Source organism: Micromonospora chersina, assembly GCF_900091475.1.
Taxonomy (GTDB): Bacteria; Actinomycetota; Actinomycetes; order Mycobacteriales; family Micromonosporaceae; genus Micromonospora; species Micromonospora chersina.
Genome location: NZ_FMIB01000002.1, coordinates 4,944,547 through 4,957,484, shown reverse-complemented (window position 1 = coordinate 4,957,484; position 12,938 = coordinate 4,944,547). Strand labels below are relative to the sequence as shown.

Here is a 12,938-nt window from a genome sequence, read left to right as displayed (position 1 = left end):
TCGGACGGCAGCATATCGGCAGCGGGACGGCCGTGACGGAGTGCCAGACTCCCGGTGCAACAGCCACCTGGGAAAGTGAGTCGAACGAAGATGACGCAGCGTACCGGCACCGCCGCGACGTTCCGGCGGGTCGCGGCCCTCGCGACCGCCGTGCTGGCAGCCACCGCCCTGTCCACGGGATGCGGCACCGGCGACGGCGCCTCCGAGGGCGCCGAGTTCACCCCTGGCGCGTCCGCGTCGGCCGACCCCAAAGCCACGCTCCTGGCCGCCGTGCCGGACGAGAAGGACCCGGCGTTCCGCTTCTCGACGCTGGACGGCGCCGACAAGTTCACGGGCGTGGTCGACCCGGCGGCGCACGGCATGGAGCTGGGGATGTCGCAGAAGAACGACGACCCGGAGTTCACCATGAACATGACGTTCCGGGTGATCGAGAAGGACCTCTGGATGCGGGTCAAGCTGACCGGCATGCCCGGCCTGCACGACATGCTGAAGCTCCCGAAGCGCTGGATGGCGCTGGACCGGACCAAGCTGTCCGACGGGTCGGAGGCGCCCGTCTACCAGGGGGCCGACCCGGCCAACACCGCCGCGATCATCCGGACCTCGGACACGGTCGAGGACAAGGGCAACGGTACGTACACCGGCTTCGCCGACCTGACCGACAACGCCGACGTGCAGAGCGCCTTTGACGCGGTCGACGTGGCGGCGCTGGGCGACGCGGCGAAGAAGGTCCCGTTCACCGCGGTCGTCGGCCCGGACGGGAACCTCGCCTCGCTGACGCTGGAGGTCCCGGCCGCCGGCAAGCAGAAGGCCATGAAGCTGGTGACCCGGTACTACGACTTCGGCAAGGCGCCGAAGCTCACCGCGCCCGCCGGTGACGAGGTGCAGAAGGCGCCGGCGTCGGCGTACGAGATGTTGAACGGCTGACCCGCGACGCGGGGAAGGGCGGTGGCCACACGGGGGGCCGCCGCCCTTCCGCGTCTCAGCGGCCGAGGACGGAGCCGCCGTTGACGCCGAGCACCTGGCCGGTGACGTAGCCGGCGGACGGGCCGACCAGGTAGCGGACGGCCGCCGCGATGTCGTCCGGCACGCCGGCCCGGCCGACGAGGGTGGCGGCCACCCGCTTGGCGTGCCCCTCCGGGGTCATCCGGTCGCCGAAGAACTCGGTCTCGGCCACGTACCCGGGGCTGACCACGTTGACCGTGATCTGTTCCGGACCGAGCTGGGCGGCGAGGTCGTACGCCCAGCCGTGCAGCGCGGCCTTCGCCGCCGAGTACGGCCCGCCGCCGCCCCGCTGCGCGGCGATCGAGCTGAGCAGCACCACCCGGCCGCCGGGGCGGCGCAGGGCGGGCAGCAGCGCCTCGGTGAGCAGGACCGCGGTGAGCACGTTGGCGTCCAGGTTGGCCCGCCACCAGCCCGCCACGTCGGCGAGCGTGTCGGTCGCCCCGCCCAGGTAACCACCGGCGTTGTTCACCACGGCATCGACGGCCCGCTCCCCGACCGCCGAAACGACGGCCGACACCTGTGCCGGATCGGTCAGATCGGCGGCCACCGCGGTAACAGCACCCGCCCGCCCGGACTCCTTCGAGATCCGTTCGGCGGCACCAGCCAGCACATCAAGCCGCCGCCCCACGATCAACACGTCGTACCCGTCGTCGACGAGCCCCCGAGCAACGGCAGCCCCGATCCCGGTCCCACCCCCACTGACGACGGCGAGCCTGCTCTCCCCCATGACCCCTCCCCGTTGATCAAGAAGTTTGCGTCATCCTACGGCGGATTTCCTGACGCGAACTTCTTGATCGACACGGCGAGGGACGGGGGGGTCAGCGACGGCGGAGGGCCGTCAGGAGGGGGGTCAGGCGGGTGCGGAGGCTGGCCAGGCCGCCGGGGAAGAAGTAGACCGCCAGGATGAAGACCGTGCCCAGGACGAACAGGGGCTGGCTCAGGGGGTGGCTCAGGACGGCCGGGAGGTTGTTGACCGCGTCGCTGGTGCCGAAGGCGGTGAGGCGGTGGTCCAGGTACATGTAGAGGATGCCGCCGAGCACCGGGCCCCAGCGGGTGCCGGGGCCGCCGAGCACCACCATGACCAGCAGCGACAGGGTCAGCTCGCTCGACGTCACGTGCGGGCTGGCGCCGCCGACGATCAGGCAGTAGACCACCCCGCCGGCCGTGGCCAGGCCGCCGGCCAGGGTGAACGCGACAAGCTTGAACCGGTACGGGTCGAGCCCCAGCACCCCGATCCGCCGCTCGTCGTCGCGCAGGCCGGCCAGCACCCGCCCGGTCGGCGAGCCGCTCACCCGGTGCACCACGAGGACCACGAGGGCCAGGTACGCCAGCGCCAGCCAGTAGAGGTTCACCGTGTTGGTGACCCCGACGAGGGCGGCCGGCAGCCCGGAGACGTCCAGCGGCAGCCCCTCCTCGCCGCCGGTGAGCCCGCCGAAGTCCCTGGCCACCAGGATCGCCCCGACCTGGGCGAAGGCGAGCGTCACCATGGCGAACGCGATGCCGACCGTGCGCAGCGCGACGGCACCGAGCAGCGCGGCGAGGATCGTCCCGCCGGTGACCGTCAGCAGGGCGGCCTGCCAGAGCGGCAGCCCGGCCCGGGTGACCAGCACGTCGGTGCCGTAGACCCCGGCGGCGAAGTAGAGGGCGTGCCCGAAGGAGAGCATCCCGGTCCGCCCGAAGAGCAGGTCGTAGCCGGCGGCCAGCCCGCCGAAGACCAGGCAGATGGCCAGCAGTTGCAGGGTGCCGGGCGAGTTCAGCGGCCCCTCGAAGATGCCCGGCAGGTTGACCGTGGAGTACGGCAGGATCGCCGCCACGACCAGGGCGACCAGCGGCGCGTACGGGCGCAGGCCGTGCCAGCGGGAGTGCCCGGGGGTCAGCTCGTCGGGCACCGCCGCGGGCGGCGCGGGGACCTCGGGACTCTTGACCTCGGTCATGCGTGAGCCACCTTTCCGGCCAGGCCCTGCGGACGCAGCAGCAGCACCACGGCGAGCAGGCCGACCACGCAGAGGTCACCCAGCCCGGACGTGCCGTAGTAGTTGACGAACTGTTGCAGCAGCCCCACCGCGACCGCCGCGTACGCGGACCCGACCACCGAGCCCATGCCGCCGATCACCACCACGATGAACGCGAAGATCAGCAGCGAACCGCCCTGCCCGGGCGAGACGGTGCCGAAGTAGACCGAGCCGAGCGCGCCGGCCAGCGCGGCGGCCGCCCCGCCGATCGCGAAGACCAGGGTGAACGCCTTGCGCACGTCGATGCCCAGCGCCGTCACCATCTCCCGGTTCTCCACGCCGGCCCGGATGATCAGGCCGTACCGGGTGAACCGCAGGAACGCGAGCAGCGCGCCGAGCACCACGGCGGCGGCGACGATCAGCAGCAGCCCGGCGTTCGGCACCTGCGCGCCGAGCACCGAGGTCACGTCGCGGGTCCAGCGCGGGCGCGGGAACGGCCGCGCGTCGGCGCCCCAGGTGGCCTGGAGCAGCGCCACCCCGGCCAGCGACAGGCCGACGGTGACCAGCACCTGTTCGATGGTGCGGGAGTAGAGCGGCCGGATCAGCACCAGCTCGACGAGCACGGCCACCACCGCGCCGGCGAGCACGCCGAAGGCGACCGCCACGAGGAAGCCGAGGCCGTCCGGGCCGGCGCCGGGCAGGTTGCCCGCCGCCCACCAGGTCGCGTACGCCCCCACGCCGAGGAAGAGGCCGTGCGCGAAGTTGAGCACGTCGGCCAGGCCGAAGACCAGGGAGAGGCCGGAGGCGACCAGGAAGTAGAGCGCGGCCAGGCCCAGCCCGGTCAGCGTCAACAGGATCACGGTGCTCATGCCTTGACCTCCGCGCCCACGCCCAGCAGCGACTTGGTCAGCGCAGTCTCCAGCAGCAGGTCGTGCGCATCGCCGGTCCAGGCGACCCGGCCGGCGGAGAGCACCACGGCGTCCTTCGCCAGTCGCCGCACCACGGCCAGGTTCTGCTCGACCAGCAGCACCGGCACGGATTCCGCGACCCGTTCCAGCACCTCGGCCACCTCGGTCACCACCTTCGGCGCCAACCCCTTGGTCGGCTCGTCGACCAGCAGCAGCCGGTTGTCGTTGAGCAGCACCCGGCCGATCGCGAGCATCTGCTGCTGCCCGCCGGAGAGCGAGCCGGCCCGTTGCCGTCCGCGCCGGTCCAGCTCGGGGAAAAGGGCATAGACCTTGTCGTACGCCGGTGTCGTGCCCCGCCGCTCGGCCAGCCGCAGGTTCTCCGTGACGGTGAGCCCGGCGAACACGCAGCGGTCCTCCGGCACGTAGCCGAGGCCGTCGCGGACCAGGCGGTGGGTGGGGCGGGCCAGCAGGCTGCGCGCGCCCATCCGGACCGTGCCCCGGACCTCGCCGTTGCGCGGGGTGAGCCCGACGATCGCGCGCAGCGTGGTGGTCTTGCCGACGCCGTTGCGGCCGAGCAGGACGGTCACCCCGGTCGGCGCGACCTCGAACGACACCCCCTGGAGGATGTGCAGCCCGGCGATCCGCACCGACAGGTTCTCGACGCTGAGGACAGGTTCCGTCATAGCGATTCCCCCAGGTACGCCTCCTGCACGGTGGCGTTGGCCATCACGGTGTCCGGGGTGTCGCAGGCCAGCAGCGCGCCGTGGTGCATCACGGCGATCCGGTCGGCCAGCTCCAGGATCACGTCCATGTGGTGCTCCACCATGAGCACCGACCGGCCGCTGTCCCCGGTCAGCGACCTGATCACGCTGACCAGTTCGGGCACGTCCTCGGCGCTCACCCCGGCCATCGGCTCGTCCAGCAGCATCACGCGGGGCTCCCCGGCGAGCAGCAGGGCGATCTCCAGCTTGCGCTTCTCGCCGTGGGCAAGGGTGCCCGCGAGGGCCGTACCCCGGTGGTGGAGGCCGACCCGGTCGAGCGCCGCGTCGGCGGCGGCGGCCACCTCCCGGTCGGCCGCCGCCCGCCGCCACAGCTTCATCGAGCCACCCCGGTGCGCCTGTACGGCGAGCCGGACGTTCTCCCGCACCGTCAGCGAACCGAAGACCGAGGACGCCTGGAAGGTGCGCCCCAGGCCGAGCCGGGCCCGCCGGTGCGGGGGGAGTTCGGTGACGTCCGCCCCGTCCAGCAGGATCCGCCCCTCGGTGGGCCGGCGCAGGCCGGTGATCAGGTTGAACAGGGAGGTCTTGCCGGCGCCGTTCGGCCCGATCACGCCGAGGAACTCCCCGGGCGCGAGGTCGAGGTAGACGGAGTCGACGATGGCGACCTCACCGATCCGCCAGGTCAGACCGCGGGTGGCGAGCACTTGTCAGCCCTTCATCTGCGCGACCGGCGGCGCGGTTTCGTCACCGGTCAGGGTCTTCTGGGCGGCCGCCGTGAAGGCGGTCCCGCTGCCGGAGAGCTTCGCCTGGTACATCGGCTGGAGCAGCGCGTGGTCCTCGGCGCGGATGGTCATCTTGCCCTTGACGCCGTCGAACTGCCAGCCCTCCAGCGCCTTGATCATCTTGTCCACGTCGTCCCCGCCCTCCTGCACGGCGCGCACGACCATCTGGGCGGCGGCGAAGCCGTCCGGGTGGAACAGGTCGAGCGTGCCGCCCGGGATCTTGGCCTTGGCGGCCTTGGCGGCCTCGGTGTCGCTGGCCCCGTCGAAGTAGTGCGACAGGAAGGAGATCTTGCTGCCGGCCGCGCCGAAGGTGGGCCAGGAGGCGCGGATGTCCAGGCCGGTGACGACAGTCGTGGAGGACAGCACGCCCTGCTGGTCGAGGGTCTGCCACATGGCCGGGGCGGTGGTGCCGGCCCAGGCCACGAAGAGCAGGTCGGGCTTGGCGGCCTTGATCTGGCTGGCGAACGGGGTGAACTCGGTCGCGCTGGCCGGGGCCCGGACGCTGCTCACGGTCGCGCCGGCGCCGCCGATCACGGCCTTCACGGCGGCCTCGTTCGCGTCACCGAAGGCACCGTCCTGGGCGAAGACGACCACCTTCTTGCCTGCGGCGTCGCCGATGAACGACTTGGCGGTCACCACGTCCTGGTACGACTGCCGGCCGGAGCGGAACGTGTACTTGTTCGCGCCGGTCACCGCGTCGGTGGCGGCCGGGCCGGAGATGAACAGGACCTTGTTCTGCGCCGCGATCGGGGCGACCTGGAGGGCGACGCCGGACGAGGTGGAACCGGCGATGATCTTCGTGCCCTTGCCGATGAGGTCCTTGGCCGCGGAGACCGCCTTCGCCGGGTCGCCCGCGTCGTCGACCTCGGTCAGCTCGACCTTCCGGTCACCGACCTTGCCGGTGCCCTTGGTGGCGAAGTCGAGGCCGGCCTTGAAGCCCTCGATGTACTGCTTGCCGTAGCTGGCCAGCGGCCCGGACTGGGAATACACGAGGCCGACCTTGACCGGTGCGGCGTCGCCGCCGCCGGAGGCGGTGTCCTGCGGGCTGCCACAGGCCGTGGTGGCGAGCGCGGCCGCCATCACCGTGGCGGCGGAAAGGAACACCCGTCGCGTGTGCCGGATCGTCATTGCGACTCCAGGTGGGGACAGGGGGAAGTGTCAGTTGTCGGCTCACGCTAGAAGTGACGTCACGCACGGGCTATGTGGCCGAAACACACAAGTAACCAGGGTGGGGTGGCCGGCCGTTACAACCGCCCCCGACCGGTGGATCGCCACCCCGTGCCCGGTGGGCGCGGGCACCACCCGGCGGGACACCGCTGTGTCGCGCCCCGCCATCGATCCGGAACGCGCGGCGGCCCGGCGGAGTGTTCCGCCGGGCCGCCTCGATCGGGTACGGGTCAGGGCTGGAGGCGTGCCTTCCGGCGCACCCGGCTGAGCCCGATCAGGAGACCGCCGGCCGCCAGCAGGCCGCCACCGAGGTAGGAGGTCTGGGCGACGCTGTCACCCGTGACGGGCAACTCGGGCTTGCCGCCCTTGCCGCTCCAGCCACCCTTGTCGTCCCAGCCGCCCTTGTCGTCCTTGCCGTCCTTGCGGTGGTCGAACTTGCCGTCCCGGATGCAGACCGTGACGGTGACCGGGTCGGAGACCACGGTCCGGTAGCGGTACCGGCCGGTGGCGACGGCGGTGTTCTCCACCTTGCCGTTCTTGACGTCGCGCCAGTCCACCTCGTGGGGACGGACGGCGTGGCAGTCCGTGCTGGTGCCCGGCGCCAGCGTGGTGTTGTTGCAGACCACGTACCCGGCGGTCGGGTCGTCGACCTCGACGTCGGTGATCCGCGCGGTTCCGGTGTTGGCCACCCGGTAGGTGTAGAAGATCCTGTCGCCCTCGGCCGCGTAGCCGTCGTTCGCACACCGCTCGCGGCAGTCCGACTCGACCCGGGCCTTCTTGTCGATCGACAGGCTGACCTGCGGGTCCCCGGGGTAGCCAGGGTGCCCGGGGTAACCCGGGTAGCCGGGGTCGCCCGGATCGCCCGGGTCACCTGGATCGCCCGGGTCGCCCGGGTCGCCGGGGTCACCTGGATCCCCGGGGTCGCCAGGGTCCCCCGGATCGCCCGAGGCGGCGCAGGTGTGGGCGAGCACGAAGTTCTCGGCCGTCCCGGAGATCACCGCGGTGGCGGCGGTGAGCGTCCAATGGGCCGGCAGCCGGATGAAGGCCCGGCTCACACCCTCGAAGTCGACGATCTCACTGTTCGGCGAGCCGGGGATCGGCCGCGTGACGGTGCCGCCGGGCGTGCGGAACGTCGTCGACAACGACTGGAAGACGCCACTGGTCTCCGGGTCGCCGGACAGGTCGAACACCCAGGTCTCCTCGTCCGGGAAGGGCCCGCCGCCCGGATAGCAGAACTGGGGAGCGTCCGCCGCCGTCGTCGGCACGTCGTCCGGATCGATGCTGATCGTCGTGGCGGCCAGGGCCGGCGTGCCACCCAGCAGCAGTGCGCCGGCCAGCACCCCGAGGGCGGCCACCCGCGCTCCGATGCTCGCCCGCCTACTCGGCGCAGAGGTAATTCTCATGTACGTCCCCCGTGTCGTGAACCGTTGACACGGGTCGAAACGACCACTAATAGGACATGTTACGCAACACAGGCACGAATCCCCCGGACGGTGGACCGCCCCCGCGGGTAGGGGTCAGAGTCCCGTGCGGGCCGCCACGGCCGTGTCGGGCTGGTCGGCGAAGGCGCCGTCCAGACCCAGGCCGAAGAAGAGTTCGTACTCGGACGTGATGTCGCCGCGGGCGTTCGGGTCGGCGCCGATCCGGAAGTCGGCCGGCAGGAACTGGTTCTCGGCGCGGAAGGTCCAGGCGTGCACCAGCAGCTTCACCCGGTGCGCGTCCCGGATCACCGAGGTCGGGGCGAGCAGCCTGCCGGCGGCGTCCCGGGGCGCGATGAGGTTCTTGTTGAGGCCGACGCCGTCGGCGTACGTGGCCACCCAGGCCAGGCCGGCGGCGGTGGCCAGGTCGGCGTAGCCGCGCGGGTCACCGGCCGCCGTGAAGTCGTAGGGGGCGCCGGCGGCGTCCATGAGCTGCACCAGCCGCACGTCGATCATCCGGTCGAGCTTGCGCAGGTTGGCCGTCTCGAAGCTCTGCACGAAGACCGGGTCGTTGCGGTGGGTCAGCTTGTTGGCCTTGAGCGTGGCGACCAGCGGCTCCTCCAGCGCCAGCCCGATGGAGGCGAAGTAGCTGGGGTGCTTGGTCTCCGGGTAGACGCCGATGGTGCGGCCCCGCGCCTTCGACTCGGCGCGGGCCAGGTCGATGACCTCCTGGAAGGTCGGCACCGGGAACCTGCCGTCGAAGGCGGTGTTGGCCACCCGCACCTGGGGCAGCCGCTCCTTGGCGCGCAGCGTCCGCAGCTCGGCCAGGGTGAAGTCCTCGGTGAACCAGCCGGTGACCGTGACCCCGTCGATGGTCTTCGTCGCCTTCCGGGCCGCGAACTCCGGGTGCGCCGCCACGTCGGTGGTGCCCGAGATCTCGTTCTCGTGGCGGGCGACGAGCACGCCGTCCTTCGTCGAGACCAGGTCCGGCTCGATGAAGTCGGCGCCCTGGCGGATCGCCAGCCGGTAGGCCTCCAGGGTGTGCTCCGGGCGGTAGCCGCTGGCGCCGCGGTGCCCGATCACGATGGGCCGCTGGACCGCGCGGGACCGCTCGGCGCGGGGCTCCGGGTCGGCCTGGGCGGCCACCGCCGGGGCCACCACGGCCGCCGCGAGCAGCGCGCCGGCCACGCCGAGGGCGGAAAGGGTACGTCGCAACGCCGTCTCCTGTCGTCGAGGGGTACGCACAGCAGACCGGTCCGGGTTGGCCGGCAGTTGGTCGGTTCCTGACCTGCCGGTGAATCTCCGGGCGGAAGATGACCTGGTGCGACGCCTGCTCCGGAATCCCGTACGGCTGGTGCCGTTCGGGTTCCTGGCGGTGATCCTGCTCGGCACCGGCCTGCTGATGCTGCCCTGGGCCACCAGCGAGAGCCACTTCACCCCGTTCGTGATCGCGCTGTTCACCTCGACCTCCGCGGTCTCGGTCACCGGCCTCGCCGTCAACGACACACCGAACTACTGGAACGACTTCGGCCTGGCGATGATCACCGTGCTCACCCAGCTCGGCGGCCTGGGCATCCTGACCGTCGCGGCGCTGGTGATCCTCGTGGTGTCCCGGCAGCTCGGCCTGCGCAACCGGCTGCTGGTGCAGGCCGAGACCGCCGAGTTCGGCATCGGCGACGTCCGCTGGCTGCTGGTGCGGATCGTCGCGACGGTCTTCGCCACCGAGGCGGTGATGACCGCGATCATCACGGGCCGGCTCTGGCTGGTCTACGACTATCCACCGGGGCGGGCGCTCTGGTTCGCCGCGTTCCACGCGATCCAGGCGTTCAACAACGGCGGCTTCACCCTCTACTCGGACGGCCTGGTCGCCTTCTCGCGCGACCCCTGGGTGGCGCTGCCGCTCGGCTTCGGCGCGATCATCGGCGGCCTGGGCTTCCCCGCGCTGTTCGAGGCCATCCGGGAGTGGCGCGGTCCGAGCCGCTGGGCGGTCGCCACGAAGCTCACCATCTGGGGCACCGTCGGGCTGATCGGGTTGGGCTTCGTCTTCCTGCTGCTCTCCGAGTGGACCAACCCGGCCACCATCGGCACCTACGACACCCCCGGCAAGGTGCTGGCGTCGTTCACCCAGATCGCGCTGAGCCGCACCGGCGGCTTCGACGTGATCAACGTCGACAAGCTCAGCAACGAGAGCTACCCGCTGCTCATCGTGCTGATGTTCATCGGCGGTGGCAGCGCCAGCACCGCGGGCGGCATCAAGGTCTCCACGTTCTTCCTGCTCGGCTTCGTGATCTGGGCCGAGCTGCGGGGCGAGCCGGACGTGAACGTGGGTGGCCGGCGGGTCGCCACGGCCAGCCAGCGCCAGGCGCTCACCGTGACGCTGCTCAGCGTGGCGCTTGTCGTCCTCGGCACGATCCTGCTCATCGTGTTCACCGCCAACCTGCGCAACTTCGCCGCGGTCTTCGAGGTGACCTCCGCGTTCAGCACCACGGGCCTGTCCACCGGCCTCGCCCCGGAGCTGTCGCAGCCCGGCAAGTACGTGCTCATCGTGCTGATGTTCATCGGCCGGGTCGGCCCGCTCACCCTCGGGTCCGCTATCGCGTTGAACACCCGGCGACACCTGTACCGCTACCCGGAGGAGCAACCCATTGTCGGCTAGGAGGACGGACGACAACAGCGTCGTGGTGATCGGCCTGGGCCGGTTCGGTTCCCGGCTCGCCGGCTCGCTGCTGCAACTCGACCAGGACGTGCTCGCCATCGACCACGAGCAGGACCGGGTGCAGCGCTGGGCGTCCCGGCTGGACCGGGTGGTGCAGGCGGACACCACCGAGGAGAACGTGCTGCGGCAGGTGGGTGTGGCGGACTTCCGGCGGGTGGTGGTCGCCATCGGCAAGTCGGTCGAGGCGAGCGTGCTCACCGTGCTGGCGCTGACCGAGCTGGGCATCTCGCAGATCTGGGCGCGGGCCACCTCGGAGAAGCACGCGAAGATCCTCACGTCCGTGGGCGCGCACCACGTCATCTTCCCGGAGGCGGAGACCGGCGAACGGGTAGCGCACCTGATCGTCAGCCGGATGCTCGACTTCATCGAGTTCGACGACGACTTCGCCATCGCCAAGGTCCGGGTGCCCGCGTCGCTTGTCGGCCGGCCGCTGCGCGAGGTGACCCCCACCGACCGGTACGGGGTGAGGGTCATCGGCGCGAAGCCCCCCGGCGAGCCGTTCCACTACACCGGCCCGGACACCGTCCTCCAGCCGGACAGCGTGCTCATCGTGGAAGGCGCGATCGCCCGGGTGCAGCAGTTCGCCGGGCTGGGCTGACCGTCACTTCTTCTTGCCCTTATCGCCGTGCCCACCCCCCTTCGGCCGGTCTACCTGCCTTTTCCCTTGCCGCCCTCCTTGCCCTTGCCGGCCTTGTCGGGCTTGGCCCGGCCGGCGGTGCCGCTCTTCGTGGCGGTCTTGGCGGGCGGCTTGGCGGGCACCTTGGCCGGCGGCCTGGTGGTCGGCGGCGTCGTCGTCGGCACCGAGCCGGCCACGCCGGACACCTGCACGTCGCAGGTGCTGTCCCCGACCTTGAACTGCACCGGCAGGGGGTTGCTCCCGGTGTAGCTGCCGGTCAGCGAGACCTTCTTCGAGGCGCCCGGGGCCAGCGCGGCCTCGGTGGCCGGCGCCTGGACCTGCACCGTGCTGCCCTGCTGGCGTACCGCCGGCTGGGCCGTGCCGACGGTCTGCTTGCCGGGGAAGGTGAAGCTCATGGTCCAGTCGCGCAGCTCGCGGGTGCCGGTGTTGGTGAGGGTCAGGTCCGCGGTGAAGTCCTTGCCGGAGTCGCGGCGGAGCGCGTAGTCGACGGCACAGGGAATCGGCTCGGGCAGCCCCATCCGGGCCTCCGTCGGCTCGACCCCACCGCTGGCCGGGCTCTTCGAGGTCATCCCCCACAGCGTCGCGGTGACCGCGATGAGGCCGGCGGCGGCCACCCCGGCCTCCACCTTGCGCCGGCGGGCGGCGGCCCGGCGGGTACGGGTGCGCAGGGCCGAGAAGGGCAGCGCGTCGGTGGCCGTGGACCAGGGCAGGATGGTGGTGCCCGCGTTCTCCATGAGCGCCGGGTCGAACTGGCCGAGCGCCGGGGAGACCGGCACGATCGCCGCGATCCCGGCGGCCTCGGCGAGCGTACGGGCCACCTCGGCGGTGGCCGGGCGGTCCTCGGGGCGCTTCGCCAGGCAGCGCCGGACCAGCTCGGCGACCTCGTCGGGGAGGCCCACCACCGGGGGCATCGGGTCCGGCTCGTTGTACATGTGGGCGCGGAGCATCTGGGTGGTGGTGCTGGCCTGCCAGGGCAGCCGGCCGGTGAGCATCCGGTAGAGCAGCAGGCCGACCGCGTAGACGTCGGTGGCCGGGGAGACCTGGCCGTTGTCCAGCCGCTCCGGAGCCAGGTAGGCGGGCGTGCCGAGCAGCGCCCCGTCCGGGCCCTTCTCGCTCTCCCCCACCAGCGCCGAGATACCGAAGTCGACGACCTTCACCCCGGTCGAGGTGAGCATGACGTTGCCGGGGGTCACGTCCCGGTGCACCACGCCCCGGGCGTGCGCGGTGGCCAGCGCCGACGCCACCTCCGCGCCGATCGTCACCGCCTCCCGCCAGGGCAGCTGCCCGCCCCGGCCGAGCCGGCTGCTCAACGGCCCGCCGTCGACCAGCTCCATCACCACGTACGGGACCGTCAGGCCGACCTGCTCGGACTCCCCGTAGTCGTACACGTTGGTGATGTTGGGGTGGCAGAGCCGCGCGGCGGCCTGCGCCTCGATCCGGATCCGATGCCGGAACGCCTTGTCGCTCGCCAGCCGAGAGGCGAGCACCTTGATCGCCACCTGCCTGCCGAGCACCTCGTCGTAGCCGCGCCAGACGACCGACATGCCCCCCGCGCCGAGCTGCTCGACCAGCCGGTACCGCTCACCGAGCAGCTGCGCGCCGTTCCTGACCGCTGCACCCATGGTCGGTCCAGTTGC

General features: G+C 71.8%; 12 protein-coding genes. 3 read left to right on the top strand and 9 right to left on the bottom strand.

The window, feature by feature from the left end:
- The first annotated feature begins 90 nt into the window (after positions 1-90).
- Positions 91-924, top strand: coding sequence for a hypothetical protein (locus tag GA0070603_RS23070; protein WP_091317751.1), 834 nt, complete (start codon positions 91-93; stop codon positions 922-924).
- A 55-nt stretch (positions 925-979) separates the two neighbouring features.
- Here GA0070603_RS23070 and GA0070603_RS23065 read toward each other — a convergent pair whose 3' ends face one another.
- The 8 genes from GA0070603_RS23065 to GA0070603_RS23030 form a co-directional block, all read right to left on the bottom strand.
- On the bottom strand, positions 980-1,729 hold the full coding sequence (locus tag GA0070603_RS23065) for an SDR family NAD(P)-dependent oxidoreductase (protein WP_091317748.1): 750 nt from the start codon (positions 1,727-1,729) through the stop codon (positions 980-982).
- Positions 1,730-1,820: 91 nt separating this feature from the next.
- A complete protein-coding gene (locus GA0070603_RS23060) occupies positions 1,821-2,936 on the bottom strand; it encodes a branched-chain amino acid ABC transporter permease (protein WP_091317746.1) in 1,116 nt (371 codons plus the stop codon).
- Positions 2,933-3,823, bottom strand: coding sequence for a branched-chain amino acid ABC transporter permease (locus tag GA0070603_RS23055; RefSeq protein ID WP_091317742.1), 891 nt, complete (start codon positions 3,821-3,823; stop codon positions 2,933-2,935). Before GA0070603_RS23055 ends, GA0070603_RS23060 begins: the two co-directional genes overlap by 4 nt.
- Complete coding sequence (locus GA0070603_RS23050) at positions 3,820-4,545, bottom strand: ABC transporter ATP-binding protein (protein WP_091317739.1); 726 nt, start codon at positions 4,543-4,545, stop codon at positions 3,820-3,822. The genes GA0070603_RS23055 and GA0070603_RS23050 overlap by 4 nt, the downstream gene beginning before the upstream one ends.
- On the bottom strand, positions 4,542-5,285 hold the full coding sequence (locus tag GA0070603_RS23045; protein ID WP_091317737.1) for an ABC transporter ATP-binding protein: 744 nt from the start codon (positions 5,283-5,285) through the stop codon (positions 4,542-4,544). Before GA0070603_RS23045 ends, GA0070603_RS23050 begins: the two co-directional genes overlap by 4 nt.
- A gap of 3 nt (positions 5,286-5,288) precedes the next feature.
- Entirely contained in the window at positions 5,289-6,491 is a 1,203-nt protein-coding gene (locus GA0070603_RS23040; RefSeq protein ID WP_091317735.1) for a substrate-binding domain-containing protein, read from the bottom strand.
- Between the two features lie 269 nt (positions 6,492-6,760).
- Positions 6,761-7,885, bottom strand: coding sequence for a CLIPPER-2 domain-containing protein (locus GA0070603_RS31795; protein ID WP_139131921.1), 1,125 nt, complete (start codon positions 7,883-7,885; stop codon positions 6,761-6,763).
- Between the two features lie 162 nt (positions 7,886-8,047).
- Complete coding sequence (locus GA0070603_RS23030) at positions 8,048-9,163, bottom strand: glycerophosphodiester phosphodiesterase (RefSeq protein ID WP_091317732.1); 1,116 nt, start codon at positions 9,161-9,163, stop codon at positions 8,048-8,050.
- 106 nt (positions 9,164-9,269) lie between these two features.
- Here GA0070603_RS23030 and GA0070603_RS23025 point away from each other — a divergent pair, with 106 nt between their 5' ends.
- Both GA0070603_RS23025 and GA0070603_RS23020 read left to right on the top strand, forming a co-directional pair.
- Positions 9,270-10,604, top strand: a complete 1,335-nt coding sequence (locus tag GA0070603_RS23025; RefSeq protein ID WP_091317729.1) for a TrkH family potassium uptake protein — start codon at positions 9,270-9,272, stop codon at positions 10,602-10,604.
- The gene (locus GA0070603_RS23020) at positions 10,594-11,262 is read left to right on the top strand and encodes a potassium channel family protein (RefSeq protein WP_091317727.1); all 669 of its coding nucleotides are present in this window, start codon (positions 10,594-10,596) and stop codon (positions 11,260-11,262) included. Before GA0070603_RS23025 ends, GA0070603_RS23020 begins: the two co-directional genes overlap by 11 nt.
- Positions 11,263-11,312: 50 nt before the next feature.
- On the opposite strand, the gene GA0070603_RS23015 is transcribed toward GA0070603_RS23020, so the two are convergent.
- Positions 11,313-12,923, bottom strand: a complete 1,611-nt coding sequence (locus GA0070603_RS23015; RefSeq protein WP_091317725.1) for a serine/threonine-protein kinase — start codon at positions 12,921-12,923, stop codon at positions 11,313-11,315.
- Positions 12,924-12,938: the final 15 nt, after the last annotated feature.